Below are 24,489 nucleotides of genomic sequence, written 5' to 3'. Positions count from 1 at the left end.
GGCGAGGGGGTGCCAACACGTCGAATCGCGCCTTTTCTGACGTGAGATCAATCCGTGGACGTGGATGAGTGAACGGTAGGGAGGTCCCGGAAGTACGACCGTAACGCGTCTACAGCGGCCCGTACCTTGGCGGGCTGGCCGTCCTTGCGCGGTGTCACGAGTGTCACAGGGAGTGCCGGAAACGTCCACTTCGGCAGAACATGCACCAGACTGTGATGCTTGAGCGAGTTGAGTACCTCGATATACGAAAGGCGCGCTATCCCGAGCCCCTCCTCACACATCTGTTGAATCGCAGGTTGCGTCGTACTGACGACGCGCACGCCAACGTGCACCGTCTGTTTCATCCGCCTCTCGCCAAAGAGCGTCACCGGTATGACCGGCGTTGCACCATCCGAAGAGTCGACGGACCGGGCAGCGTCGACCTGCCGCTCAAGGGCTATCCATTGATGGTCGCTTAAGTCCTGTGGACTGTCAGGCGTGCCGTTGCGCGCCAGATAGGCCGGAGAGGCACACATGATGGTTTCGAGGTCGCATAGCTTCTGGGCGGTCCACCCGGAGTCGGCCATGGTGCCTATCCGGATGGCGAGATCGACTCGCGCATCGATCAGATCGACCATCTCGTCGCTCACCAGCAGGCGCAGGCGTAGTTGCGGCCAGGTGGAAAGGACCGACGCCAGCGCTGGTGCGATCCGAGGTCCAAGGCCCAATGGCGCGGCAATACGTAACTCCCCGGTTGGCGCATCCCGAGCCTGCGTTAATGAATCGGTTGCGGCCTTCCATGACGCCATCAGTTGCAGGCAATGGAAATAGCACTGTTTGCCGTCTTCAGTGAGTGTCAGTTTGCGCGTGGAACGATGCAGCAGGGTGACCGCAGACTGCCGTTCCAGCGCCTTGATGGTCTGGCTTACCGCCGAAGGCGTCATCCCCAGCCGCTTCGCCGCTGCACTCATCGAGCCGCGTGAGACCGTCTCCGCGAAGACCACCAACTGACGTAGATCTTGCATTTTGTAGCTCAGCTTAAAAGATATCGTAGTTTGCGCTGTATTTTAAAGTCGAAAATTGACCGGTAGCATAACTCCTCATGCTTTTATCGTGGGAGGGATCATGAAAGTTGCGTTGATTGGCTCGTCCGGCTTCGTCGGCAAGCATCTGCAGAAGGAATTGCTTCACCGTGGGCATGAGGTCACGGTGATGGTTCGAAAGAATGGGGGCGTTGCGTCACAACCGGGCCTCAATGTCGTGACCGGCGACGCCTATTCGCCGGAGTCGGTCGCAAACGCCGTGCGCGATCACGATGCCGTCGTGTCGGCTTTCAACCCAGGCTGGAACGACCCCGAACTATTCGATAACTTCCTCCGTGGGAGCGAAGCGATTGTTCGCGGAGTAGAAGCCAGCGGCGTGCGGCGTCTTGTGGTCATCGGTGGCGCGGGTAGCCTTTTTGTTGCACCGGGCGTCCAGCTTGTCGACACCGATTCCTTCATCGCACATGTCCCGCCGAACATCGTACCTGGCGCGAGGGCGGCTCGGGACGCGTTGAATTCGATGCGCAGCAACACGGCTCTGGACTGGACATTTGTGAGCCCGCCAGCATTCCTCGAAGAGGGCGAGCGGACCGGTACCTACCGTCTTGGCGGAGAGCAACTGCTGATGGATGGCGACAAACCGGCCGGTATTTCGGTAGCCGATCTCGCCGTGGCGGTCGTCGACGAGCTTGAAACGCCTCGTCATATCAAGGCGCGATTCACAGCTGCGCGCAAGGCGGCCGGCTAACCGCGTCAAGACCGCTTCGGCGATGCGCCCATGTCGTCGCGGTACTGCCGGATGTCCTGTGGCGCGAGGCCGTAAGCACGCCGAAACGCTCTGGTGAAGTCCGACGCGCTCCGAAAGCCGTGAGCATAGGCGATGTCCTGCACTGGGACGCCCGGCCATGCGACGAGCTCGTCGGCGGCGGCGCGCAGGCGCACATGCCGGATATAGGCGCCAAGCCCTCCTTCGTGCTCAAAGAGGCGATAGACCGCGCGTCGTGAGAGGCCGAGCGACTCCACGACGCCATCGGGCGAAAGATCGCCGTCGTGCAGATTCCGATGCACGTAGCGGCGTGCCTGGTCGAACGCCATTGCCCGGGCGAGCGCGGGCTTGCCGCCCTTCAGCCCCGCCTGCTCGCCGAACGCGTCCGCGATCAGCAGCACGATCTCGCGCAGGATCCGGTGAGCATCCCAAGGCGCCATGTGGCGGACGTGAGCAGCAAGCGACAGGACGCGGCCCGTGAGATAACGCACTACGGGCAAGTGTGGCGAGAGTGTGCGTCCGTGCAGGACCGATGGGTCTGGGAACACATTACATAGCAGCGTGCCCGGCAGAAAAATCGTGACGTGCCGGCAGGGCGCGCGCTTGAACTGCACGGGCTGATTGAGATCGACGGCGAAGATGCCGCCCTCGAGCGCCGTGCCTGTGCGTTTGCCGGGGTATATGAGCTCGTTGCCGGGCGCAGTGTCGAAAAACACGTGGAAGACGATGCTGCGCGCGTTGTCCTGGGAGATGCGCGCGATCGTCCGGTCTTGCGTGATGCGGTCGGTGTGGCAGTCGGCGAACAGGAATTCGCCCACGGCATAGCGGTCGATCCAGCCGCGAAACGGCTGCCTGCGTTCGTCGCGCGTCGTCAGGAGGTTGACCACCCCAATCATACGGTCGCACCACGCCAGCAACTGCTGCTGGACGGGCAGCGCGCAAACGTCGAAATGCTGGTGCGCGATTTCGAGCCGCTGGGCCGGATCCAGGACGATGGGCAGATCCTGGAAGTGTGTCTTGACGGCGGGCATGGCGAGGATTCGGTGGATCGGATGGTCTGGCAGGGCGGTTCTGCGGTGAGCCGGCCGAACGTCACCTGGACGCGGCGCCCGTTGGCATAGACCACTGGCGGCCTCCCGGGGCTCCGAGCGATTTTACAACTCGTAGCCTCGACCTGTTGAATTCACCTCGGCAGGTGTTCCCTCCTCAAAGGCCACCTACGATAAATCGCACGGTGCCCTTGATCGCGACATTCGACTTCTTCGGTTTTATCGTCGACAATCCTGTCGCAGAAATTGGTGCGCCGGTCATTTGCGATAGCAACAGTGCCGATTGGCAAACTTACACATCAATCTTTCATCGACATCGCAAATGCAATTACAGGCGGCATCGGAGAGTCCCAATGCGTGGGTCGAACGGGTTGTAAGCGGTCTTCTTTCTGGCAACGATGAACGAAGCCGTATCGGCTCCGCGTTCCGCCTCCTTGCCGCGTTTGGAATCAAACAGGCATGGGTCTGCCTCTTTGGCGGTCTTATGGTCGCGCTGTTGGTCGGCAGTCATTTCTGGTATCCAGCGGATGCGGCGCTCCCTCGGTACGATGCGCTCACAATTGCAGCCGTTCTGATTCAGGCGCTTCTTATCGCATTCCGCCTTGAAGAGTGGGACGAAGTTGTCGTAATCCTGCTCTTCCACATCGCCGGAACAGGCATGGAACTGTTCAAGACGGCTGTCGGATCGTGGATATATCCCGAGTTCGCGTACCTAAGGATTGGCGGTGTGCCGTTGTTCACCGGCTTTATGTATGCATCCGTTGGGAGCTATATCACCCGGGCATGCAGGGGATTCGACCTGCGGTTCTCCCATCATCCTTCGCTGGCGGTGACGGGCGCGTTGTCCGTCGCGATCTATGTCAACTTCTTTGCCCACCATTATCTGCCTGACGTTCGATACCTGTTGATGGCATGCGTCGCGATTGCCTTTCGCCGCTGTACCGTGTTCTTTCTGATTGGTCGAAGCTACCACCGGATGCCGTTATTGCTCGGTTTCGTGCTTATCGCCACGTTCATCTGGCTGGCAGAAAACATCGGCACGTTCAGTCACGCCTGGTTGTATCCAGGCCAGATGCATGGGTGGGCGATGGTGTCCGTGGGAAAACTGGGTTCATGGTTCATGCTGACCATCATGAGTTACGTGATGGTGACATTGATCAATCGCCCCCGGAAGCTGTGATGGAGCTGGATTTTCTGGTGCGAAAAATCATGACAAGATTCAACGAGCAGAAGGCGATGGCGCCTCCCTGGAAAAAAACAAGACTGACAAACAGGTTTATTATTTTTTTAATGGGTATGGAAAATAGTCCATGTATCGTTCGTCGCAGAGTGCCGGTAATTAACGGCTGAGCCTCCCCGCCAACAAACACGAGTTCCACACCCAATTCGTTGGCAAGATATTTTACCTTGCCACTTCCAATTACCGTTATATGAGTCATGTCACTATTCTGATTGAACAATCCGAATGGTGAGTCTCCATTTGGAAATCGGGCGATGAAAGTTCCACCGTCTTTCAGTATTCTTTTTGCTTCTCTTAGAAAGGTCAGAAGATTTTCCTGACTAACATGTTCGAGAACGTCGAAAGCCACTACCAGATCGAAAGTATCGTCTGGAAATGCGCTCAGATCGGCTGTGCAGATGCAATCAAAATTGAGACGCCTGGCGGCTTCAACCAGATCCTTGTTGATTTCCGTGCCGACGATATCCCATTGCTTTTTTCTGGCGTAGGTGAGAAAGCTGCCGTTACCAAAGCCAATCTCTAGCGTGCGTATCTTTCTGTCGGTTTTAATATTCGCCTTTTTTATTTCCGCATCGAAGTAGCAGCTTTCTGATTTTCCTAATCTGCCAAAGTTACTGACTTCCCAATTTTTCCATTCGCGGTATGATTTTCCATACTCCGCACCGGGTTTTCCGCTGGATGAGGGAAGTGCATTATCGGGCATAACTCTTCTCCTGTGCGATGTCCCCGAGTTGCCAGCGTTTATGCCTTGTTCGGTGACTTTCGATGCTTCGGGTTTTCGAGCGAATCGGAGCATCTGTCGGAAAGATGCCTGTTTGCCGCCTGAGCCAGCTGGAGAAAATGGGCGATTTCGTATTATAGTTGGGCCAACTCTGTCCGCTGCGGACAGAGTCGCGCTCTTTTACGCCGCCAAAATTACCTGCCCCGGCGCTATTAAAAGATCGACTGTCCGGTAAGTGTGGTTAGCCATTCCAGTGACTTCACCCCCGCCAACGAATTCCCATTGCTATCCAGCCCTGGCGACCAGACGCAAACCGCCATTTCGCCCGGCAGCACGGCGACAATTCCTCCACCAACCCCGCTCTTGGCCGGCAGTCCCACGCGATAGACAAAATCCCCCGCCGCATCATAGGTACCGCAGGTCAACATCAGCGCCGACAGGCGCTTAGCCGAACTGCTGTCAAGAATCCGCTCACCGGTCGCCGGCACGACACCGCCATTGCTCAGAAACAGCGCCGCCTTCGCCAGCTCGACGCAACTCATCGAGATCGCGCATTGCCGGCAATACGCATCCACCACCGAGTGGACCGGCATTTCCATGTTGCCAAAGCTGGCCATGAAATGCGCCATAGCCTGGTTCCGATCGGCGTTTTGCAGCTCCGATTGCGCCACGCGCAAATCGTAGTCGATCGTCACTTCGCCGGTCAGCCGCCGCATGAACTCTACCAGCGCGGTTTCCGCCTGCACGAACCGTCGGCACAGCACATCGGTGACCACCAGCGCGCCAGCGTTGATAAACGGATTGCGCGGCTTGCCTTGCTCCGCTTCGAGTTGCACCAGCGAATTGAACGGCGTCCCTGACGGCTCGCGCCCAACGCGCTGCCATAGTGCATCGCCGAGCAGCCGAAACGCCATCGTGCAGGCGAATAGCTTGGAGATACTCTGGATGGAAAAGCGGGTGTCGGCCTCGCCGGTCCGGAACACCTCACCGGCGTTCGTGACAATGGCCATGCCGAAGCTGTTGGCTGGAACCCTGGCCAGCTCGGGAATATAGTCGGCAACGCGACCGGTACCCAGGTAGGGCTGCAGATCGTGGTGGATCTGTTCGAGGATGCCTTGGTAGTTCATAAGCGAGGGCGAGCGTGGACGCCGGGATTTTACTGGCAAGCCGCTGCAAATGGTAAATCGGCCGCCATCCCCACTGCCTGCCCACGCCCAACGCGCCCCACGCGATCAATACACCCAGCGCCCGCGCTCAGTGTGCCCCAGCCGCACCCGGACCACCGCCGCCCTTGGCAGGCCGGGTAATCCAGATCAGCGGAATGATCAAAATAAAAATGATCGCGGAGATAAAGAAAATATCGTTCAGCCCCATCATGGCCGCCTGCGTATTCACAGTGAAATCGAACAGGGCGTTCGACGATTGCGTATTCAGATGCAGTAGCGACTGGGTCGAGTTGATCTGCTGGTTGAACAGCGGATTATCGATGGTGGCCTGCTCCGTCAACCTGGCATGGTGAAGCACGGTGCGATTATTCCACTCATTGCCCGCGATCGACGTACCCACCGCGCCGCAAAACACCCGCGCAAAATTCGATAAACCTGCTGCCGCCGGAATCTTCTGAGGCGGTTGCCCGGACAGAATAATTGCCGTCAGCGGCACGAAGAACAACGCCATCGGAATGCCTTGCAGCAGCGTCGGCAGCACCAGATGCCACGTGTCGATCTCAATCACGTATTTTGAGCGCATGTAAAACACGATCGCAAAGCCGATAAAGGCGAGCGTCGCGATAATGCGCGCGTCCGAGCGCGGCAGCACACGGCCCATCACCGGCGCGAGAAGCACCGCGAATATGCCGAGCGGCGCGGTCACAAGACCGGCGTCCACTGACCGGTAATTCAGGTACTCCTGCATCCATTGCGGCAGCAGCACGAGGTTGCCGAAGAACACGCCATAAGCCACGGAGATTGCAATCGTCCCGCCCAGGAAGTTGCGCTGCGTGAACAGACGCAGATCGACGATCGGGTTTTCTTCGGTGAGCTCCCACACGAGGAAGAACGCAAAGCTGACCAGCGCCGTGATGCCGAGAATGACGATCACCGGCGACGAGAACCAGTCGAGGTCTTTGCCCTTGTCGAGCATCACCTGCAGCGAAGCGACCCAGGTGATCAGCAGGCCGAGCCCCACCACGTCGATAGGCGGTTTGCGGGTGGGCGTTTCGCGGGTGCGGTAGATCATCCACGTGACTCCGGCCGCGAAGATGCCCACCGGGATATTGATGTAGAAAATCCACGACCAGCTATAGCTATCCGTGATCCAGCCGCCGAGCGCCGGTCCGGCAATCGGGCCGACCGTTGCGGTCATGGCCCACAGGGCGAGCGCTGTCGACGACTTCTCCTTCGGATACGAGCCGAGCAGAATGGCCTGCGACAGCGGAATCAGCGGACCAGCCACCGCGCCTTGCAAGACCCGCGCGAGCAACAGGATGGGCAACGTGGGTGCGATGCCGCACAGCCACGACGACAGCACGAACATCAGAATTGCGCCGACGAACAGCTTGACCTGGCCGATGCGCTGCGTGAGCCAGCCGGTCAGCGGAATCGACACCGCGTTGGCGGCGGCGAACACAGTAATGACCCAAGTGCCTTCGTCCACCGAGACGCCCAGGTTACCTGAAATGGTCGGAATGGCGACGTTCGCGATCGACGTGTCGAGCACGTTCATGAAAGTGGCGAGCGCAACGGCGATTGTCGCGAGTACGAGCTGGCCGCCTTTAAGCGGCGGTGGAGGCGGCGGCGGGGCCGATGCGGGCGCAGGTGCGGGCTGGCTCAATCGATTCTCCGGAGCGGTGTCTTAAGCGATGCGGGATGCCGGCTTGCTGGACGGCAGGCGGCTCACCGCTGGCCCAATGGCTGTCAAAAGCATACCTGCATTCCTCAAGTAGGGTTGTCGACGTGCACAGCGCATGCTGGCCAGGGCTCGCCAAAGGCGGCAAAAAAAATCACGAAAGCGTATGCTCGCGGCTGTGATTTGCCCGGCGTCGCGCAAACGGCGTCGGGTCGTTCGTTGATGTGCATCGAAGCAAAAGACAGAAAGCAAAGGGAGTCTGATATGGCCTGGGAAGAATTCGAACATGGCTGGCGCCTCGCGCCTGCCGTCCCGCCGGCTGATGCGCCGGCTCGCGCGCTGGTGGTTCTGCTGCATGGCGTCGGCAGCAACGCGCAAGACCTCCTTCCGCTCGCCGATAGCTGGAGCGAGACATTTCCCGATGTCGCCTTTACCTCGCTCGACGGTAGTGAACGCTTCGACGGCGGCTTTGGTGGCCGCCAATGGTTCAGCCTGCGCGACGTAAACGAGGCTAACCGCATTGGCCGCGTGGCGGATGCCTACCCGCCGCTACGGCGCATGCTCGAAAGCGAGTTGCAGTATTGGCAGCTTCCTTTCGAAAAGCTTGCGCTGGTGGGTTTCTCGCAAGGCTCGATGATGGCGCTTCATCACGCGGCGACGAGCGACGACGCGCCCGCTGCCGTCGTAGCGTATTCAGGACGCCTTGCTTCCCGCATCACCACGCAGGCGCGCACGCCGCTGACGCTGGTGCACGGAGTCGAAGATGCGGTGATCCCAGTCCTCGAACTCGAGCGCGCGGCCCATGCGTTCAGCGATGCCGGCTATGCGGTCGGCGCATTTGCGTTGCCCGGCATTGGTCATACGATTTCGGGCGAAGGATTGGTACTGGGACGCGATGCGCTCGTCCGTGCACTGGGAGCAAAGGCCCCTTGAAACAGGGCGAAACTCGGTCCGAAATGAAATGGAAAATAAAGTAAGCCTAAAGAATTTGTTCTACTTGCCGTTAATGGTTCAATAGCGCGAAAATCACGCGCGCTGCATAAAGATCTTGCTGCACCCGCGGGGGTGTTGGGTGGGCTTGGTGCGGTACAACGGGGATTCATCGCAGCGCCTGCAAGGGCGATAACGACAAACGCAGAGCCTTCATATGGCCAGACCGAAGCCGCATCATTCACTGTTCAGGGGACTGTTCCGTCACACCGTGGCGGTCGACCTCGGCACGGCTAATACCCTGATCTACACCGACGACGGCGGCATCGTCCTCAATCAGCCGTCGGTGGTGTGCTTCCAGAAGCAGCCCGAAGCCGGCCAGAAGCGGGTGGCGGCAGTGGGCGCCCAGGCCAGACAACTGCTCGGCCGCGCGCCCAACAATCTCGAGACGGTACGGCCGATGCGCCACGGCGTGATCGCCAACTTTTCCGCCGCGGAACACATGATTCGCCAGTTCGTGGAGATGGCCCGGCCCAGACCGCTGTTCGGCCGCCGTGCTGCATTCACGATCTGCGTACCGGCCGGGGCAACCCAGGTCGAGCGTCGCGCCATCAAGGAAGCCGCCGTGGCGGCGGGGGCCTGGAAAGTGAGCCTGATCGGCGAATCGCTGGCTTCGGCAGTCGGCGCGGGCTTGCCGGTATCGTCGGCAACTGGCTCGATGGTGGTCGATATCGGCGGCGGCACGACGGAAGTCGGGGTGATCGCGCTTGGCGGCATGGCCTATAACGGCTCGGTTCGCGTCGGCGGCGACCAGTTCGACGTGGCTATCATCAACTACGTGCGCTCGCTGTATGGGGTGCTGCTCGGCGAGCAGACCGCGGAACACGTGAAAAAGACCATTGGCTCTGCCATGCGCGACGTGCCGATGGAGCGCATGAACGCCACCGGACGCAGCGTCGACGACGGCCTGCCGCGCACGGTCGAACTGAACAACCACGATATCGCCGATGCCATCGAAGGGCCGTTGCGCCAGGTGATCGGCGCCGTGAAAACGGCGCTCGAATGCGCGCCGGCCGAACTGGTAACCGATATCGCCAGCTCGGGCATCGTACTGACCGGCGGCGGCGCGCTGCTCGCCAACCTGGGACGTCGTCTGACCGCCGAACTCGGACTCGGCGTGCGTATCGCCGATGAACCGCTGACATGCGCGGTGCGCGGTGCGGGGACGGCAGCGGAAGCCGGCCTGCTGGACGAACTCGTCTACGAATAACGCGTGACGGGCGATATCGAGCTCTCCAATGGCTTGCGCATGCCCTACGTCGAAGCAGGCGAGGGCGAACTGCTGCTGTTCGTGCACGGCTCGCTGTGCGACTACCGCTACTGGCAGCCACAACTCGACGGACTGGCGAAGCATTACCGCTGCGTAGCGGTGAGCCTCACTCATTACTGGCCGGTGACGGATACGCCGGCCGACATGCCGTTCAGCTGGAGCAATCACGCAGACGAACTGGCCGAATTCATCGAGCGCCTGGGCTCTGGGCCGGCACATGTCGTGGGGCATTCGCGCGGCGGCTGCGTGGTGTTTCATTTTGCGCGGCGCCACGCGCAGCATGCGCGCACGGTGACGCTCGCCGACCCGGGCGGGCCGTTGCAGATTGCAGGGCGGCCTGTTGCGAGCCTGCCGGAAACGGTCAATGCATTGCGGGCGCGGGCCGCTCAGTTGATCGAAGAAGGCAATGTGGACGCGGGCCTGCAACTGTTCGTCGATTCGGTGAGCCGTCCTGGCTTCTGGGCGAAAAGCACGCTGGCATTCCGCACGATGGCGATCGACAACGCCCACACCCTGGCGCGCCAGTTCCGCGATCCGCTGCCGGCCTATACGCCGGAAGATGCCGCGCAGGTTCGCTGCCCCGTGCTATTGATCGACGGGGAGAAGAGTCCCGAGATGTTCAGACGCACCGCCACTGCGCTCGCATCGTGGTTGCCGGATGCGCGGCGCGAGACGGTGCGCGGCGCATCGCACGGGATGAATCTGGCGCACCCTGCTGCGTTCAATCGCTATATCGACGAATTTATCCGCAGCGTGGGCGGCGACGCCTCACAGCGCTGAACCGGCTGATTCAGCCAGCCAGTTCAGCTAATCCAGCATTAAGCCTTGCGATGCGCGTCAGCGTCGAGCGCGCGCTCGGCTGCTTCGCCGACCAGACCGTGATAGTACAGATGCACGCCGATCGCGAGCGAGTCGTTGCGGATTTCCTGGAAGGCTTTCCACGCCTTGACCGGCTCCTTGAACACCAGGTAGTGCGCTTCATTGGCCACCAGTCCGGCGACCTTATGCAGGCCGTGGCTATTGAGCCTGGAAACAAGTTCGTCGAGGCTGCTGTGCGTGCGCGCGTCGGTACGCGGATAAAGCATATGCAGCACGGCGACGTTTTGCGTCTTCAGTGCTGCGGACAACGCCACCACGATGTCCTGATGGTTCAGCGCGGTAACGATGCTGTCTTCGGTGTGGTTGAGATCCGGAAACAGCGTTTCGAGCGATGCGTTCATCTGGTAATCCTGTTCTTCAGACTGGATAAAAAGGCCCGCCGCGAACGGCGGGCCAAAGACAGCGATGTGTTTTGCAGGGGAAGCAACACACGCAACGAGTATCTCAGACGGCGCGCGCTTCTGCTGCTTAGGCAGAGCAAAACATTGTTGCAATAACTACGCTATCTTTCAGTTGGCTGGCTGAGTCTAGCTGGCCAATATTCGTAGGAATGAATTGGATTTAATACGATTCGCAACGAATGTTGCTTAGGTCGAGATGGATTGTTGTGGCCAATCGCCGCAATTAATGGACGAGGTGGCCGTAAAATGCAAAGCCTGAGCCGGCTTTAGAACCTTCGTAGTCCGGCACGAGTGCGATGTGATAGCAAAAAAGGAACACGTAGATGAACGACTCTAAGACACACGCAACGCTGAAGTTTTCCGACAGCGACCAGACCGTCGATTTCCCGATCTACAAGGGCACGCTGGGCCCGGACGTAATCGACATCCGCAAACTGTACAGCCAGACCGGCAAGTTCACGTATGACCCGGGCTTTATGTCGACGGCGGCGTGCAACTCGGCGATCACTTATATCGACGGCGACAAAGGCGAGTTGCTGTACCGCGGCTACCCGATCGATAACCTTGCGGAGAATGCGGACTTTCTCGAAACCTGCTATCTGCTGCTGAACGGCGAACTGCCGAATGCAGCGCAGAAGGAAGAGTTCGTCGAGACCGTCACGAAGCACACGATGGTGCACGAGCAGATGCACTTCTTCTTCCGCGGCTTCCGTCGCGACGCGCATCCGATGGCGATTCTGGTGGCCGCTGTCGGCGCACTGTCCGCGTTCTATCACGACTCGCTCGACATCAACAATCCGCAGCATCGTGAGGTGTCGGCGATTCGCATGATCGCCAAGCTGCCGACGCTGGTGGCGATGGCATACAAATACACGGTTGGCCAGCCGTTCGTGTATCCCAAGAACGAGCTGTCGTATAGCGCGAATTTCATGCGCATGATGTTTGCGAACCCGGCAGAGGAGTACAAGGTCAACGACGTGCTGGTGCGCGCACTCGATCGCATCCTGATCCTGCATGCGGATCACGAACAGAATGCGTCCACGTCGACGGTGCGTCTGGCCGGTTCGTCGGGTGCGAATCCGTTCGCATGTATCGCAGCCGGTATCGCCTGCCTGTGGGGCCCGGCACACGGTGGCGCGAACGAAGCCGCGCTGAACATGCTGGAAGAGATCGGCTCGGTCGACAACATTCCTGAGTTCATCAAGCAGGTGAAGGACAAGAACTCGGGCGTCAAGCTGATGGGCTTCGGTCACCGCGTGTACAAGAACTACGACCCGCGTGCCAAGCTGATGCGCGAAACCTGCCACGAAGTGCTGGAAGAACTGGGCCTGCACGACGACCCGCTGTTCAAGCTGGCCATGGCGCTGGAGAAGATCGCGCTGGAAGACGAGTACTTCGTGTCGCGCAAGCTGTACCCGAACGTCGATTTCTATTCGGGCATCGTGCAGCGCGCACTGGGTATTCCGACCGCGATGTTCACCTGTATTTTCTCGATGGCACGTACGGTGGGCTGGATTGCACAATGGAACGAAATGATTGCGGATCCGGAGCAGAAGATTGGCCGTCCGCGTCAATTGTTTGTGGGCTCCACGCCGCGTGAAGCCAAGCCGATCGCGCAGCGCTGATTGACCGCCGGCATGGCCTGAGTGCCGCCTGATTGCGGACGCTCTGCGGGCGTTGTCTCCAGACAGGGGACAACGCCCGCAGTCCGTTTACGGCAAAACTGCATGACGCGTGCCACCGCACATATGCACCGGTCCGGCGCATCGTTCGTAGCGTTTTGTTACGCCTTCGAAATAGCTTACCGGCGTAAATCCACCACCTACCTGTGTTAAGTTCGTTCGACGGGCGCAGACCCTCTACAATCGGAACGAAGCCCATAGCACAGGAGCAAGCTGATGCAGCAACCCGAAGCCCTTGGCGGACTCTCAGGCGGCGTCGACCATGTCGAACACGAACCGGATGGCGCATTTATCCCGCCGGAAAACCTCAACGTCGCTAGCGCGAACCAGTTCGTGCTGAAGTCGGGCGACACCTTTATTGTCAACGACCCACTCGGCGATATTACCGGCCACGACGACGGCCTGTTCGTCAACGACACGCGGGTCCTCTCACAACTGCGGCTGACTTTCGGCGGGCGTGCACCGTCGCTGCTTTCAGGCAGTGTCAGCAGCGATAACACTGCGTTCACGGCGCACCTGACCAACCGGCCGTTGCCGCCTTTGGGCGGTGACAGCACGCCCGAGGGTGTGATCCACGTCGAGCGCGTGCGCGTACTGTCCGGCACGGTGCTCAACGAAGCGATCGAACTGACCAACTACGGCACGAAAGATGCCGTCGTGCCGCTTTCCATTTCGTTCGCCAGCGATTTCCGCGACATGTTTGAAGTGCGTGGTCTGAAACGCGACAAGCAGGGCAAGATCGAACCGGCGCGCGTCGAAAACGGCGAGGTGCTGCTCAGCTACGTAGGGCTCGACAATGTCGCACGCAACGTCGGCATTGCGTTTTCGCCGACTCCGGACAAGCTCTTTGCCAACCGCGCGGACTACACGGTGCAATTGCCGGCGCAAGCCTGCGTGTCGATTTATCTCGCCGTCAATGTCGAGGTGGAGGCAGAGCAGGCCGCTACCAATGCCGACGTCGCAAAGTCCGTTCATTCGCTGAACGAGGCGCATCTCACGCAGATCGATGCAGCACGTCCTCGCGTCGGACGCGCTGCCGTGCGCGCGGCGCTGGTCGATGCCCACCTGGTGATGCGCGAGCGGCGCCGTGCGACGGCGCGCGTGCGTTCGAGCAATCCGCTGTTTAACGCGTGGATCGACCGCTCACTCGCCGATCTCGGACTGCTCACCACCGATCTGGAAACCGGTCCTTATCCGTATGCCGGCATCCCCTGGTTTTCGACCCCGTTTGGCCGCGATGCGCTGATTACGTCGCTGCAAACGCTCTGGTTGCAGCCGGGACTGGCGCGTGGCGTCCTGCGCTTTCTTGCCGAGCATCAGGCGCGCGAGAATTCGGCGTTTCGCGACGCGGCGGTCGGCAAGATCATGCATGAGATGCGCAAGAGCGAAATGGCCGCCACCGGCGAAGTGCCGTTTGCGCTCTATTACGGCGGGGTCGACTCGACGCCCCTGTTTATCGTGTTGGCCGGTGCCTACGTGGCACGTACCAACGACCTGGGTCTGATCGACGAGTTGTGGCCGGCGCTGGTGCGCGCGGCCCAATGGGTCTCAGGCGTGTGTGACAAGAACCGCTTCGGCCTGCTCGACTATCAGCGCGAATCGGATGGCGGTCTTGCGAACCAGGGCTGGAAAGACAGTCACGATTCGGTCTTTCACGCAGATGGGCGCTTCCCTGACGGGCCGATTGCGCTGGTCGAGGTGCAAGCCTATGCGAGCGCGGCGTTCGACACCATGGCGCATTTCGCCAGGCTGCGCGGTCTGCTGGACGAGGCCGCCGGTTATAGCGAACGCGCGAAGGGCATCCGCCAATGCGTGGAAGAGAAGTACTGGATGGAGGAGTTCGGTTTCTACGGCATTGCACTGGACGGCCATGGTGAACTGTGCCGTGTGATGGCGTCGAATGCCGGCCATCTGCTCGCCTTCGGCTTGCCGTCACGCGAGCGCGGCGAGGCCGTGGTGCGCGGTCTGCAGTCGACGCTGTTCCACACCGGCTGGGGCGTGCGCACGCTCGCTGCAGGACAGGCCCGTTTCAATCCGATGGCGTATCACAACGGCTCGGTCTGGCCGCATGACAACGCGCTCTGCGCGCGCGGCGTGGCACGCTACGGCGGCAAGGCGACCGCGGTGAATCTGCTGCAGGCGCTGTTCCAGGCGGCTGTCAATTTCGACATGCGTCTGCCCGAACTCTTCTGCGGTTTCCCGCGCCGGCGCGGCGAGCCGCCCACTGCGTACCCGGTCGCGTGTCTGCCACAGGCATGGGCGGCCGGCTCGCCGTTCATGATGCTGGAAGCGTGCCTCGGTGTGACCGTGGATGCGGCGAAGCGCGAAGTCCTGATCGAACAGCCGATGCTGCCTGAAGGTATCGACTGGCTCGAAATCGGCGATATGCGTGTCGGCGATTCGAGCGTGACCATCACCTTCCGGCGCGTCGCGGGCAAGGTGGTCGCCTCGGCGGAACAGGGCGATGTGCGGGTCGTGGCATTGCTGTAAACGCGGGTCCTGGGTTGGTGGTGCATGCGGTGTTCCGGGTGGTAACATTTGTTGTCAACTTACTCCCTGGTCCATCGCATGCCCGACAGTTTTGACCAGCTCGCCGCCCTGATCCGGGCGCGCTTCTCTGAACTCAGTCCGCAATTCCAGATGGGAGCCGCGTTCCTGCTGGATCATCCCGACGAAGTCGCTGTTTCTTCCATGCGCAAGGTGGCCGAGCGGGCTCAGGTGCAACCCGCCTCGCTCGTGCGGCTGTCGCAGCAACTCGGTTTTCCCGGCTGGAATGAACTGCGCAATCTGTTCGTGGCGCGCGTGCGTACGCGGCCCGAGCCGCTCGCCAGCCGCGCCCGTTCACTCGTCAAGACCAATGCCAAAGACGCGTTGGCGCACGATCTGCTGGTGGCGCAACAACACAATCTCGATGTCACGGCCGCGCATAACACGCGTGTCACCGTTGAAACCGCGCGGTTGCTGCGTCGCGCGCCGCATGTGCACGTCGCAGGCTTTCGCTCCTGTTATGCGGTGGCATTTGGTCTGGTGTATGGATATCGATTGTTCCGCTCGTCGGTGTCGTTGCTGACGGGTGAGGCCGGTACGCTGGAGATGCAGCTGCGCACCATCGAACGCGATAGTGCGACTGTCGTTATCAGCTTCGCACCTTATTCGGTGGAGGCAGCCCGCGTGGCCGAGGCGGCGCTCGAGAAGGGCAGCAAGCTGATTGCGATTACCGATAGCGCGGTGTCCCCGATCGCGCTGAATGCCGACAAGGTGCTGATTTTTTCACACGAAAGCCCTTCGTTTTTTCCTTCGCTCGTCGCGGCCACCGCCATTGCGGAATCGCTGGTCGCGCATCTGCTGGCGCTTGAAGGCGCCGACGCGGTCGAGCAACTTGAGATTGCCGAACGCTCGCTGCATGCGAAGGGCGCTTACGTGCCTTGAGGATGCGCGGAGCGGGGCTGCTGCTGACCTGCAGCTCCGCGACATCCGCGCCTTTTACTCTGTTTTTTGTGCCGCTCGCTCCGTTCGATACATGCTCGGCCGTATTGACAACATATGTTGTTGAGAGGTATAAATTGGAATCGAGTGTTGAATCGATGTCATCGTGGCTGAAGGCGTCCTTTTACCGCGCCGCACATGATGAGCGGGTCACTGCTGCATGTTGCGGCGCCACAGCAAACCGGGTTTAAGCGAGGCATAACCGTCAATGCAGGAATGGAGTCTCTTTCGTGTCACCGGGCAACCGGATGACATCGGCTACAGATTGGGCGAACTGGTGCGGCCTGTGATGGCAGCGTACATGCAGCAAAGCGCTGCGTGGAAGCAGGTGAGCCGGTGGCGTGGCCATCCATTCGTGGAAGCGCTACGGCGGGCAGCTGAAGCGTATTTCCCGGCGCTGGTTGCCGAGTTGGACGGTATGGCTGCGGGTCTGGCATGGCCCGTGGAAGATGTGTTCCTGTGGAACTGCCGCGGCGAACTGATCCACAACGCGCCAGACGGTTGCACGACGCTGGCAGCCGCGTCAGGCAATGCGCGTTTCATCGCGCACAACGAAGACGGCGATCCGTATTTGCGCGAACGATGCTTTCTCGTAGACGTTCAGCCTGCCGGCAAGCCCGGCTTCATGAGTTTCTATTACCCCGGTTCATTGCCGGGACATACCTTTGCCGCCAGCCGCGCGGGCCTCGTGCAGGCCATCAACAATTTGCGCATCCGCGTACCGGCGGTGGGTGTGCCCCGCATGATCCTCGCGCGCGCCGTGCTTGATACACACTCGCTCGACGAAGCCGTTGCGCTGTTGCGCGATGTGCCACGTGCGAGCGGTTTTCATCACACGCTAGGTTGTGTGGGCGACTCGCGTCTGGTCAGTGTTGAAGCAACGGCACGGCGTTGCTCGGTGGTTGCCGATACCCCACGTTTCGGTCACGCGAATCATATGATTCACGACGGCAGTGATGGTGAAGCGCAAATCATCACCGAGTCCTCCCGCGACCGTCAGGCGCGTGTGAATGCATTGCTTTCGAGGCTTGGCGCACCAGTAACAGACGACGCACTGCTGCGCGTTCTAAGCGATCAGGAACCTTCCGGACTGCCCATTTATCGCGACGACCCACACGACCCCGACGACGAAAACACCTTGGCCACCGCGCTGTTTCGCATCGAAGCGGACGGTGTGGCGATGCAGGTCTATCGTCAGGGGCAACGTGCGTTCGATACGTTTATTCCACGGACGGCGCCTTCGAACGCCGCCTTCTGACCGCGATCAAGCGATAAGGATACCTATCATGTCCACCGTATTTCACCGCGCACCGAAGCAGGCGTTGCCGGTCGCCGTAGCTGGCGATGGCATCGAGATTATCGACGCCGCCGGCAAACGATATATCGATGCGTGCGGCGGGGCCGCCGTTTCGTGCCTCGGTCATAGCAACCAGCGCGTGTTCGACGCCATCAGGCGTCAGTCCCAGCAATTGCCGTACGCGCACACGTCGTTCTTTACGACGCAGGTGGCGGAAGAACTCGCGGACCGGCTCGTGGCCAGCGCACCGTCCGGCCTGGATCATGTGTATTTTGTGTCGGGCGGCTCGGAAGCGATCGAAGCGGCGTTGAAGCTCGCACGCCAGTACTTCGTCGAGAAGGGCGAGCCGCAGCGGCGTCATTTCATTGCGCGCCGCCAGAGCTATCATGGCAATACACTGGGCGCGCTTGCGATTGGCGGTAATGCATGGCGCCGCGAGCCGTTTCTGCCGATTCTGATCGAAGCGCATCACGTCAGCCCGTGCTATGCGTATCGCGAGCAGCGCGCTGACGAAACCGAAGAGGCCTTTGCGCAGCGATTGGCGGATGAGCTGGAACAGAGAATCCTCGAACTGGGCGCCGAGACGGTGGCAGCTTTTGTCGCGGAGACGGTGGTCGGCGCTACTACAGGCGCAGTGCCGCCAGTGCGTGAATATTTCCGCAAGATTCGCGCTGTTTGCGATCGCTATGGAGTGCTGCTGATTCTCGACGAGATCATGTCGGGAATGGGGCGCACCGGGTATCTCTATGCCTGCGAAGAGGACGGTGTAGCGCCGGATCTGCTGACGATCGCGAAGGGTCTGGGAGCTGGCTATCAGCCGATCGGCGCAACGCTGGTCAGCAAGCGCATCTACGATACGATCGTCGGCGGCTCAGGCTTTTTCCAGCACGGTCATACGTATATCGGGCACGCAACGGCTTGCGCGGCTGCACTCGAAGTACAGCGCGTGATCGCCGAGGACAATCTGCTATCGAACGTGCAGGCGCGTGGCGAGCAGTTGCGCGCACAGCTTCGCGAGCACTACGCGCAGCATCCGCATATCGGCGATGTGCGCGGGCGCGGGTTGTTTGTGGGTGTCGAACTGGTGCAGGAGCGGGCGAGCAAGACACCATTCGACGCGAAGCTCAAACTGCATGCAGCGATCAAGCGCGAGGCTTTCGCGCGCGGGCTGATGGTGTATCCGATGGGTGGCACAGTGGACGGCAAAAGTGGCGATCATGTGCTGCTGGCGCCGCCGTTTATCTGCACGGCGCAGGATATCGACAATATTGTGAGCCGTCTCACCGACGCGATTGACGGCGCGCTTCATTCAACCGGCGTGCGCGCGGTGTGCTGAGAGTGGACCGCCGCTTCATTACTTGCGAGAGTTTCCATGACTGAACGTTTGCCGCGTTTCGACGCCGCGTATGCCACGCCTGAGCAGAGGGCCGTACTCGACGAGATATTGTCCGGTCCGCGTGGGAATCTGAATGGTCCGTTTCTGGGCTGGATTCACAGTCCCGAACTCGCGCAGCAGGCGCAACGGCTGGGGGCGTTTTGCCGCTACCGGACTGGCCTGCCGCTGCGTTTATCGGAGTTGGCAATTCTGGTGACGGCCGCGCGCTGGCAAGCGCAGGCCGAGTGGTACATACACTATCCGATTGCGTTACAGGCTGGCGTTACCGAGGCCGAGGCGGAGGCGATTCGCCTGGGTCAGCGGCCGTCTTTTGCCAATCCTGAAGACGCGCTGATCTACGCGTTTGCCAATGAGCTGTATGACACGAAGCGGGTGTCCGATGCGACCTATGCGGCAACCGTGGAGCGCTTCGGGCATGAGGTCACGATCAACCTGGTCGGCTTGCTGGGGTATTACGCGCTTGTAGCGATGACGTTGAATGTGTTCGGGATGCGGGCCGAAGGGCAGGAGACGTTGCCGTTTGCGGAGTAAGCGCGAGCAGGAACGAGGCAATGGTCAACGTTCTAGCAGTCTCCTGGCCGCCGCTAGTTCGGCGTGTTCGAAAGCGGGTTCGAATTCGTCCGCTTCGCGAGCTGTCATGCCGATTTCTTTCGAGAGTGCCATCTCCCGCCATGAACGTACTGCAAGATATATGTTGCCGAGTAGATCGAGAGCCGCGCCGTCAGTCAGATGGAAATGCCTGGCCGCCGCGACGGCTTCTTCGATCGAACCACTCGGTCCAGATTCTTCCGTGAGCCATGTCTTGAGTTCGCGATCCTTGTCTGGCATCGGATTGAGATCAAACGCAGGGGCAAGACGCCATTGCCCATGCCCTACGTGCAGGAAACCATGATTTTGCAGGTGATCGTCCACATTGGTGATGAGCATGCTGAACACGATCCGGCGCCATAACTCAGTCAGATCTCTGCGCGGATCGTCGCTGACAACCAGGATCCGTTCTGCGATCTCGGTGTACGAGTGATCTTCTTCGCGCGACGCCTGGAGTAGCGATGCTGCCGACAGGTACGGAATCCGGCCGCCGTTATGGCGGTCAAAGCGACGGATCAGCGCAACCGGCACGTTGTCGGATAGCACGATGCGCGCGTGTGACGTGTCGATACCGGCCGTTTGCGCGAGGCGCAGGGCAAGCACTTCGGCGCGCGTAACCGCGCGCTCGTCCTGAACGCTTGGAAACTTGCCAATGGCGAGATGCCCGTCGTCGTCGACTATCGTGCATTTGGGCCGCATTCCACCGAGCGACGTTCCGCGCCCGCGTAGATAACGCAAGTCAGCTTCAGTCTCAGTACCGCTTTCGACCGCACGTGACGCGCCCAGTAGCTGGCCTAGTTCGATTAGCGGCGGAGCGCGGTGGCCGCCGTCCTCCATCGCGCGCTGAAATATCCCCTGGTCGTTCGCAAAGCGGATCGCTCCAATCCGGCTTTCGTCATCGACGCCAAGCAGGTAGTCCATCTCGGTCAGCGCACCACTAAAGTTCTTACCCTGTTCCTGCGCGCGCTTGCGTCGCTTTGCGTGGTCACGCGCAATGACCCGGCAGCCCCAGCCGTCAGGTTCGGTGTCCGCGATCGCAAAATGAAAGACGGAGTCGTTTCTGGTGGGAGCTTTGCGGAACTGCCGTTCGGTGGTCAGGACAAGGTCTGGAGAAATTGCGAAGTGAGAGTCGTCTTGAAGCCAGTTTGTGTCATAGACGAACGCCGAGCTTTCACGGGATCCCAGTTTTGCATAAGTCAGTTGGCCGACGGGCAATGCCGACGACCCCAACGCTACGCTGACTGTGCGCTCAACGGGTACAGCCATTACAGGGCTCCTGACGATGAGGTGGTCTTCTTGCTGCGGATACGTTTGGGAAGGTCTTGATCCATCAGGGTTAGGCCAACATCGTCTCCGGCAGTGTCCAAAAGGTTCGTAAAGCGCTCCAACTCGCTCAATATGAGCATTGCGGTCGCGACCGTGCCCACGGCGACCGTTGGGTCGCCTTTTTCAAGCCGCTGCAAGGTTTTTAGCGAAACCTGCAGGCGTTCCGCCATGGATTGCGTGGAGATGCGTCGACGACGACGGGCCAACGCGATGTCCGCACCGAGTTTTTTCAATCCACGACGAACCGGCAAAGGGAGTGCGTCCGCTTTTGCAGTCATATGTGACTTGATAGGTAAATTTAACGGTTCCATATGACTGATTATAGATTGAAATCGGGGTTCTCGTAAAAATTGTACGTTAGAGGTCACATGTGACTCTATAAAATAGATTAAAGGCTATATGTGACCGTTAGTGATCGGAGGTAAGGTTGGATTGGTCGAATTTGCACCTAGGCATCCGACGGCAGGGTGCGGGGCCGCCGCCGCTATGCAAACCGGGGCTCCGAAGCTGCTTGCGCACTCGCCCTTGATCCGCCACTGGCTCTATGTTGATCGCGACGGCCCTCGCGCGACCCTGCCAAACACTTGACCGCACCGATCTCCAGAAGCGCCTATGATGAAGACCGGTCTACGCCCGCGTCTGTCGCGCTGCGCGGCATGCATCGACCGGCGCCGAGCCCGCAAGAATCCGGGCGTGACCGTTGCGGCAGGCGCCATGATGGGATAGCACAGCAGCGCTGACAGGGCACCAACAGGAGAGAACGATGAAGCGCAAGGCATCAGCGGTCTGGCAAGGCGGCCTGCAGGACGGGAAAGGCACGATTTCTACTGACAGCGGGGTTCTCAAGGACACCCAGTATTCGTTTGCGACACGTTTCGAAGACGGCATCGGCACCAACCCGGAAGAGCTGATCGCGGCTGCACACGCCGGGTGCTTCTCCATGGCGCTATCGGCTGAGTTGGGCAAGGCGAATATCAAACCGGAACGTATCGGCACCACGGCAACCCTGACGCTCGACAAGGCCGACGGCGGATTCGCCATCACCGCGGTTCACCTTGACGTCAAGGTGAAGATCCCCGGCGGCGACCGGGCGGCGTTTGAGAAAGCCACGGCGGACGCCAAGGCGGGATGTCCAGTCTCGAAAGTACTGAAGGCCACCATCACCATGGATGCGACGCTCGAAACCTGAGCGCGAACCGGTGAAGTAGCAATGAGAGTCTGAGAGCGGGTGTGCGGCGCCCTTTGGCGCCGCACACCCGAGTTGTCATGTTGACAGACAGAGTTACATCGGCGGCGCCACACCGTCCTTCTCAACCACCACGCGTTGCGCCAGGAACGCACCCTGCGCCGCAGGCGTCGCGACCACGAACACTTTCTTGCCGGCCGTCAGGTCGGTGCGAGTGGCCGGAACGAAGGTCACGACCGGCACATTCGGCGGTACCGTCACCACGTTGTTACCCCCCTTGTACGACAGCTTCAGATCGCGGCCGCTGGTGCCTTCGGCCACCTGGTCGACATTCGCGTTCGTCATCGAGCTGTTAGGACCGAGGTCCCACGCATAGTGGCCTTCACCGGTGCCGCGAGCCGATTCCGGAAACACCACCACTTCGGTGGCGGTCAGCTTGCCGTCGGTACCCGTGGTGGCAGCCGTGCCGATGAACGAGCCGGGCTTGATATCGGCCAGTTGCATTGCCTTGACGGCGGAAACGGTGACGGTCGGCGCCAGATTGATGGAGACCGTATCGCCGCTGCGGCGATGCACCTGCAGGACATCGCCATTCAGCGAGACGACTTCGCCGCGAATCCGCGACGGTTTGACCGCGGGCGTCTGCGCGAGCGCGACACCGGCGAAAGCGAGCGAGACAAGCGTAACGCCAAGTTTCAGGCGGATAGACATGGAATCTCCGTAGATTGAGTGTGGGTTGACTTGAAAAACAGGGATGCTGCTCAGGAACCGCCGAACCAGTTGTAGCCCTGGTTCTCCCAGTAACCGCCGGGATATTCATTCGTCACGGTGATCGCGACGATGTGCTTCGGATTCTTGTAGCCAAGCTTGGTCGGCATGCGCAGCTTCATCGGAAAGCCGTATTTCGGCGGCAACACCTGGCCGTCGTAGGTCAGCGTGAGCAGCGTCTGCGCATGCAGGGCTGTCGGCATATCGATGCTGGTCCAGTAGTTGTCGGCACAATGCAGCGACACGAAGCGCGCCGTCGTATCCGCGCCGGAGCGCTTCAGGAAGTCGGCAAAGCGCACGCCGCCCCAGTGGCCGATCGCGCTCCACCCTTCAATACAGATATGCCGCGTGATCTGGTCCGTCTGCGGCAGCGCATGCAGTTCATCGAGCGTCCAGACCCGCTTGCCGTTCGCGAGGCCGCCCACCTGAAGGCGGTAGGTGGCGGCGTCGACTTCCGGTACGTCGTCTACGTCGTAGAACGCGTTGAACGGGAACGGCCGCGTGATCATCGATTCCGGATAAGTCGGCGCCATGTGGTTCGGATCGAACAGCAGCGCCTGCACGTCGTCGTTGAAGAAAGAGATCTTGCGCAGCATCGTGTTCACCGATTTGTCGGTGCTCAGATCGCAGCCCGACAGCAAGGCGAGGCCGCCGAGCGAGAGGATCCGCTTGCCGAGCAGGCGGCGCGCCGGGTCCTTCAGTTCGCGGTGGGCATCCTTCAGGATCGCGTCGCCATGCGAGGCGAGCGTCGTGCCGGGTTGTGCGTTGCGCTTGCGAATCGCCATGTCTACCGTCCCCGGATCATCAGGAGCAGCGAGCGCGGCACCAGCGCGACCATCACGACGTGCACGGCGAAAAAGGCCACCAGCACGCTCATACAGACGAAATGCACGACGCGCGCGTTGTCGTAGCCGCCCATCAGCGTTCGCAGGAGCGGGAACTGCACCGACTTCCACACGGCCAGCCCTGACAGCACCAGCAGCGCGATATCGACGATCACTACCAGGTAGGCGAGCTTCTGGATCGAGTTGTAGACCGAGAGATCGCCATGAGTGAGACGGCCGCGCACGGCTGCGACGATATCGGCGGCGAGCGAGCGGAAGGTGAGCGGCAGCAGTTTGCGGCGCAGGCGTCCGGACGCCAGATTGAGACCCACGTAGACGAGGAAATTCGCCACCAGCAGCCACATCACCGCGAAGTGCCAAAGCAGGGCGCCGCCGAGCCAGCCGCCTAGTGTGATGGCAGGCGGAAACTGCAAGGCGGGAAAGATCGGCGAGGCGTCATAGACCTGCCAGCCGCTCATCACCATCAGGACGACTGCCAGCGCATTGATCCAGTGTGTGATGCGGACCCAGATGGGTTGAATCGTGGTGTGACTCAAAGCGATCTCGTGGTTGTTGGCCATTCACGTGGGGGAGGGCGTGGACGCATTTGCCGGCGTCGAGAGGGCTAACACCGTTTGGCCGGGGCTATTCCACCGAGGCCGAAGAATTTTTCTTAAGAGGGGCGTGACGTCACAGGCGTCCCAAAGACCTCACTGCCAGCGCGCTTGATTTATTGAATGGATAGTCATAA

23 protein-coding genes are annotated in these 24,489 nt (G+C 60.4%); 12 read left to right on the top strand and 11 right to left on the bottom strand.

What is annotated here, in order from left to right; genetic code table 11:
* Window positions 1-47: 47 nt before the first annotated feature.
* Entirely contained in the window at window positions 48-1,004 is a 957-nt protein-coding gene (locus tag BUS06_RS34365; RefSeq protein WP_074268710.1) for a LysR family transcriptional regulator, read from the bottom strand.
* 100 nt (window positions 1,005-1,104) lie between these two features.
* Between BUS06_RS34365 and BUS06_RS34360 the strand changes: the two genes are divergently transcribed.
* Window positions 1,105-1,770, top strand: coding sequence for an NAD(P)-dependent oxidoreductase (locus tag BUS06_RS34360; protein ID WP_074268709.1), 666 nt, complete (start codon window positions 1,105-1,107; stop codon window positions 1,768-1,770).
* Window positions 1,771-1,775: 5 nt separating this feature from the next.
* Here BUS06_RS34360 and BUS06_RS34355 read toward each other — a convergent pair whose 3' ends face one another.
* Window positions 1,776-2,819: a helix-turn-helix domain-containing protein gene (locus BUS06_RS34355; protein WP_083611728.1), complete on the bottom strand. Its 1,044-nt coding sequence runs from the start codon at window positions 2,817-2,819 to the stop codon at window positions 1,776-1,778.
* 340 nt (window positions 2,820-3,159) lie between these two features.
* On the opposite strand from BUS06_RS34355, the gene BUS06_RS34350 reads away from it, so the two are divergent.
* Complete coding sequence (locus BUS06_RS34350) at window positions 3,160-4,017, top strand: DUF817 domain-containing protein (protein ID WP_083611727.1); 858 nt, start codon at window positions 3,160-3,162, stop codon at window positions 4,015-4,017.
* On the opposite strand, the gene BUS06_RS34345 is transcribed toward BUS06_RS34350, so the two are convergent.
* The 3 genes from BUS06_RS34345 to BUS06_RS34335 form a co-directional block, all read right to left on the bottom strand.
* Entirely contained in the window at window positions 3,995-4,780 is a 786-nt protein-coding gene (locus tag BUS06_RS34345; protein WP_074268708.1) for a class I SAM-dependent methyltransferase, read from the bottom strand. The genes BUS06_RS34350 and BUS06_RS34345 overlap by 23 nt on opposite strands.
* Before the next feature lie 230 nt (window positions 4,781-5,010).
* The gene (locus tag BUS06_RS34340; protein ID WP_074268707.1) at window positions 5,011-5,925 is read right to left on the bottom strand and encodes a glutaminase; all 915 of its coding nucleotides are present in this window, start codon (window positions 5,923-5,925) and stop codon (window positions 5,011-5,013) included.
* A gap of 127 nt (window positions 5,926-6,052) precedes the next feature.
* Complete coding sequence (locus tag BUS06_RS34335) at window positions 6,053-7,630, bottom strand: DHA2 family efflux MFS transporter permease subunit (protein ID WP_074268706.1); 1,578 nt, start codon at window positions 7,628-7,630, stop codon at window positions 6,053-6,055.
* A 279-nt stretch (window positions 7,631-7,909) separates the two neighbouring features.
* Between BUS06_RS34335 and BUS06_RS34330 the strand changes: the two genes are divergently transcribed.
* From BUS06_RS34330 to BUS06_RS34320, 3 genes are all read left to right on the top strand, one after another.
* A complete protein-coding gene (locus BUS06_RS34330; protein ID WP_074268705.1) occupies window positions 7,910-8,578 on the top strand; it encodes an alpha/beta hydrolase in 669 nt (222 codons plus the stop codon).
* 214 nt (window positions 8,579-8,792) lie between these two features.
* Complete coding sequence (locus BUS06_RS34325) at window positions 8,793-9,845, top strand: rod shape-determining protein (protein WP_074268704.1); 1,053 nt, start codon at window positions 8,793-8,795, stop codon at window positions 9,843-9,845.
* Window positions 9,846-9,884: 39 nt separating this feature from the next.
* Window positions 9,885-10,685, top strand: a complete 801-nt coding sequence (locus BUS06_RS34320; RefSeq protein WP_074269481.1) for an alpha/beta fold hydrolase — start codon at window positions 9,885-9,887, stop codon at window positions 10,683-10,685.
* A 38-nt stretch (window positions 10,686-10,723) separates the two neighbouring features.
* On the opposite strand, the gene BUS06_RS34315 is transcribed toward BUS06_RS34320, so the two are convergent.
* Entirely contained in the window at window positions 10,724-11,125 is a 402-nt protein-coding gene (locus tag BUS06_RS34315) for a hypothetical protein (protein ID WP_074268703.1), read from the bottom strand.
* A gap of 383 nt (window positions 11,126-11,508) precedes the next feature.
* Between BUS06_RS34315 and gltA the strand changes: the two genes are divergently transcribed.
* From gltA to BUS06_RS34285, 6 genes are all read left to right on the top strand, one after another.
* Window positions 11,509-12,810 (top strand): citrate synthase, encoded by a 1,302-nt coding sequence (gene gltA, locus BUS06_RS34310; RefSeq protein WP_074268702.1) that lies wholly within the window; start codon window positions 11,509-11,511, stop codon window positions 12,808-12,810.
* 273 nt (window positions 12,811-13,083) lie between these two features.
* Window positions 13,084-15,357: an amylo-alpha-1,6-glucosidase gene (locus BUS06_RS34305; RefSeq protein ID WP_074268701.1), complete on the top strand. Its 2,274-nt coding sequence runs from the start codon at window positions 13,084-13,086 to the stop codon at window positions 15,355-15,357.
* A 78-nt stretch (window positions 15,358-15,435) separates the two neighbouring features.
* Entirely contained in the window at window positions 15,436-16,296 is an 861-nt protein-coding gene (locus BUS06_RS34300; protein WP_074268700.1) for a MurR/RpiR family transcriptional regulator, read from the top strand.
* A gap of 265 nt (window positions 16,297-16,561) precedes the next feature.
* Window positions 16,562-17,611, top strand: coding sequence for a C45 family autoproteolytic acyltransferase/hydrolase (locus BUS06_RS34295; RefSeq protein ID WP_074268699.1), 1,050 nt, complete (start codon window positions 16,562-16,564; stop codon window positions 17,609-17,611).
* Between the two features lie 28 nt (window positions 17,612-17,639).
* A complete protein-coding gene (locus BUS06_RS34290) occupies window positions 17,640-18,986 on the top strand; it encodes an aspartate aminotransferase family protein (protein ID WP_074268698.1) in 1,347 nt (448 codons plus the stop codon).
* Window positions 18,987-19,022: 36 nt separating this feature from the next.
* Entirely contained in the window at window positions 19,023-19,577 is a 555-nt protein-coding gene (locus tag BUS06_RS34285; RefSeq protein ID WP_074268697.1) for a carboxymuconolactone decarboxylase family protein, read from the top strand.
* Between the two features lie 24 nt (window positions 19,578-19,601).
* Here BUS06_RS34285 and BUS06_RS34280 read toward each other — a convergent pair whose 3' ends face one another.
* Together BUS06_RS34280 and BUS06_RS34275 are read right to left on the bottom strand one after the other, a co-directional pair.
* On the bottom strand, window positions 19,602-20,900 hold the full coding sequence (locus BUS06_RS34280; protein WP_074268696.1) for a type II toxin-antitoxin system HipA family toxin: 1,299 nt from the start codon (window positions 20,898-20,900) through the stop codon (window positions 19,602-19,604).
* Window positions 20,900-21,238 (bottom strand): helix-turn-helix domain-containing protein, encoded by a 339-nt coding sequence (locus BUS06_RS34275; RefSeq protein ID WP_143787701.1) that lies wholly within the window; start codon window positions 21,236-21,238, stop codon window positions 20,900-20,902. The genes BUS06_RS34280 and BUS06_RS34275 overlap by 1 nt, the downstream gene beginning before the upstream one ends.
* Window positions 21,239-21,723: 485 nt before the next feature.
* Here BUS06_RS34275 and BUS06_RS34270 point away from each other — a divergent pair, with 485 nt between their 5' ends.
* Window positions 21,724-22,149 carry an OsmC family protein gene (locus BUS06_RS34270; protein WP_074268694.1) on the top strand — a complete coding sequence of 142 codons (426 nt, stop codon included), beginning with the start codon at window positions 21,724-21,726 and terminating at the stop codon, window positions 22,147-22,149.
* A 93-nt stretch (window positions 22,150-22,242) separates the two neighbouring features.
* Here the strand turns inward: BUS06_RS34270 and BUS06_RS34265 are convergent, their stop codons facing one another.
* The 3 genes from BUS06_RS34265 to BUS06_RS34255 are packed head-to-tail and all read right to left on the bottom strand — an operon-like array spanning window position 22,243 to window position 24,295.
* Window positions 22,243-22,857 (bottom strand): hypothetical protein, encoded by a 615-nt coding sequence (locus BUS06_RS34265; RefSeq protein ID WP_074268693.1) that lies wholly within the window; start codon window positions 22,855-22,857, stop codon window positions 22,243-22,245.
* Window positions 22,858-22,907: 50 nt separating this feature from the next.
* Window positions 22,908-23,699: a molybdopterin-dependent oxidoreductase gene (locus BUS06_RS34260; protein ID WP_074268692.1), complete on the bottom strand. Its 792-nt coding sequence runs from the start codon at window positions 23,697-23,699 to the stop codon at window positions 22,908-22,910.
* 2 nt (window positions 23,700-23,701) lie between these two features.
* A complete protein-coding gene (locus BUS06_RS34255) occupies window positions 23,702-24,295 on the bottom strand; it encodes a cytochrome b/b6 domain-containing protein (protein WP_254369051.1) in 594 nt (197 codons plus the stop codon).
* Between the last annotated feature and the right edge of the window lie 194 nt (window positions 24,296-24,489).

This window comes from Paraburkholderia phenazinium (assembly GCF_900141745.1).
Lineage (GTDB): Bacteria > Pseudomonadota > Gammaproteobacteria > Burkholderiales > Burkholderiaceae > Paraburkholderia > Paraburkholderia phenazinium_B.
Note: the sequence above shows the minus strand (reverse complement) of the source record. Positions and strands in the feature narration are given on the sequence as shown.

What these genes read in the sequence shown, in the direction of transcription:
- BUS06_RS34365 (WP_074268710.1), bottom strand. Translation starts at nt 1,004, where the DNA reads ATGCAAGATCTACGTCAGTTGGTGGTCTTCGCGGAGACGGTCTCACGC.
- BUS06_RS34360 (WP_074268709.1), top strand. Translation starts at nt 1,105, where the DNA reads ATGAAAGTTGCGTTGATTGGCTCGTCCGGCTTCGTCGGCAAGCATCTG.
- BUS06_RS34355 (WP_083611728.1), bottom strand. Translation starts at nt 2,819, where the DNA reads ATGCCCGCCGTCAAGACACACTTCCAGGATCTGCCCATCGTCCTGGAT.
- BUS06_RS34350 (WP_083611727.1), top strand. Translation starts at nt 3,160, where the DNA reads ATGCAATTACAGGCGGCATCGGAGAGTCCCAATGCGTGGGTCGAACGG.
- BUS06_RS34345 (WP_074268708.1), bottom strand. Translation starts at nt 4,780, where the DNA reads ATGCCCGATAATGCACTTCCCTCATCCAGCGGAAAACCCGGTGCGGAG.
- BUS06_RS34340 (WP_074268707.1), bottom strand. Translation starts at nt 5,925, where the DNA reads ATGAACTACCAAGGCATCCTCGAACAGATCCACCACGATCTGCAGCCC.
- BUS06_RS34330 (WP_074268705.1), top strand. Translation starts at nt 7,910, where the DNA reads ATGGCCTGGGAAGAATTCGAACATGGCTGGCGCCTCGCGCCTGCCGTC.
- BUS06_RS34325 (WP_074268704.1), top strand. Translation starts at nt 8,793, where the DNA reads ATGGCCAGACCGAAGCCGCATCATTCACTGTTCAGGGGACTGTTCCGT.
- BUS06_RS34320 (WP_074269481.1), top strand. Translation starts at nt 9,885, where the DNA reads ATGCCCTACGTCGAAGCAGGCGAGGGCGAACTGCTGCTGTTCGTGCAC.
- BUS06_RS34315 (WP_074268703.1), bottom strand. Translation starts at nt 11,125, where the DNA reads ATGAACGCATCGCTCGAAACGCTGTTTCCGGATCTCAACCACACCGAA.
- gltA (WP_074268702.1), top strand. Translation starts at nt 11,509, where the DNA reads ATGAACGACTCTAAGACACACGCAACGCTGAAGTTTTCCGACAGCGAC.
- BUS06_RS34305 (WP_074268701.1), top strand. Translation starts at nt 13,084, where the DNA reads ATGCAGCAACCCGAAGCCCTTGGCGGACTCTCAGGCGGCGTCGACCAT.
- BUS06_RS34300 (WP_074268700.1), top strand. Translation starts at nt 15,436, where the DNA reads ATGCCCGACAGTTTTGACCAGCTCGCCGCCCTGATCCGGGCGCGCTTC.
- BUS06_RS34295 (WP_074268699.1), top strand. Translation starts at nt 16,562, where the DNA reads ATGCAGGAATGGAGTCTCTTTCGTGTCACCGGGCAACCGGATGACATC.
- BUS06_RS34290 (WP_074268698.1), top strand. Translation starts at nt 17,640, where the DNA reads ATGTCCACCGTATTTCACCGCGCACCGAAGCAGGCGTTGCCGGTCGCC.
- BUS06_RS34285 (WP_074268697.1), top strand. Translation starts at nt 19,023, where the DNA reads ATGACTGAACGTTTGCCGCGTTTCGACGCCGCGTATGCCACGCCTGAG.
- BUS06_RS34280 (WP_074268696.1), bottom strand. Translation starts at nt 20,900, where the DNA reads ATGGCTGTACCCGTTGAGCGCACAGTCAGCGTAGCGTTGGGGTCGTCG.
- BUS06_RS34275 (WP_143787701.1), bottom strand. Translation starts at nt 21,238, where the DNA reads ATGACTGCAAAAGCGGACGCACTCCCTTTGCCGGTTCGTCGTGGATTG.
- BUS06_RS34270 (WP_074268694.1), top strand. Translation starts at nt 21,724, where the DNA reads ATGAAGCGCAAGGCATCAGCGGTCTGGCAAGGCGGCCTGCAGGACGGG.
- BUS06_RS34265 (WP_074268693.1), bottom strand. Translation starts at nt 22,857, where the DNA reads ATGTCTATCCGCCTGAAACTTGGCGTTACGCTTGTCTCGCTCGCTTTC.
- BUS06_RS34260 (WP_074268692.1), bottom strand. Translation starts at nt 23,699, where the DNA reads ATGGCGATTCGCAAGCGCAACGCACAACCCGGCACGACGCTCGCCTCG.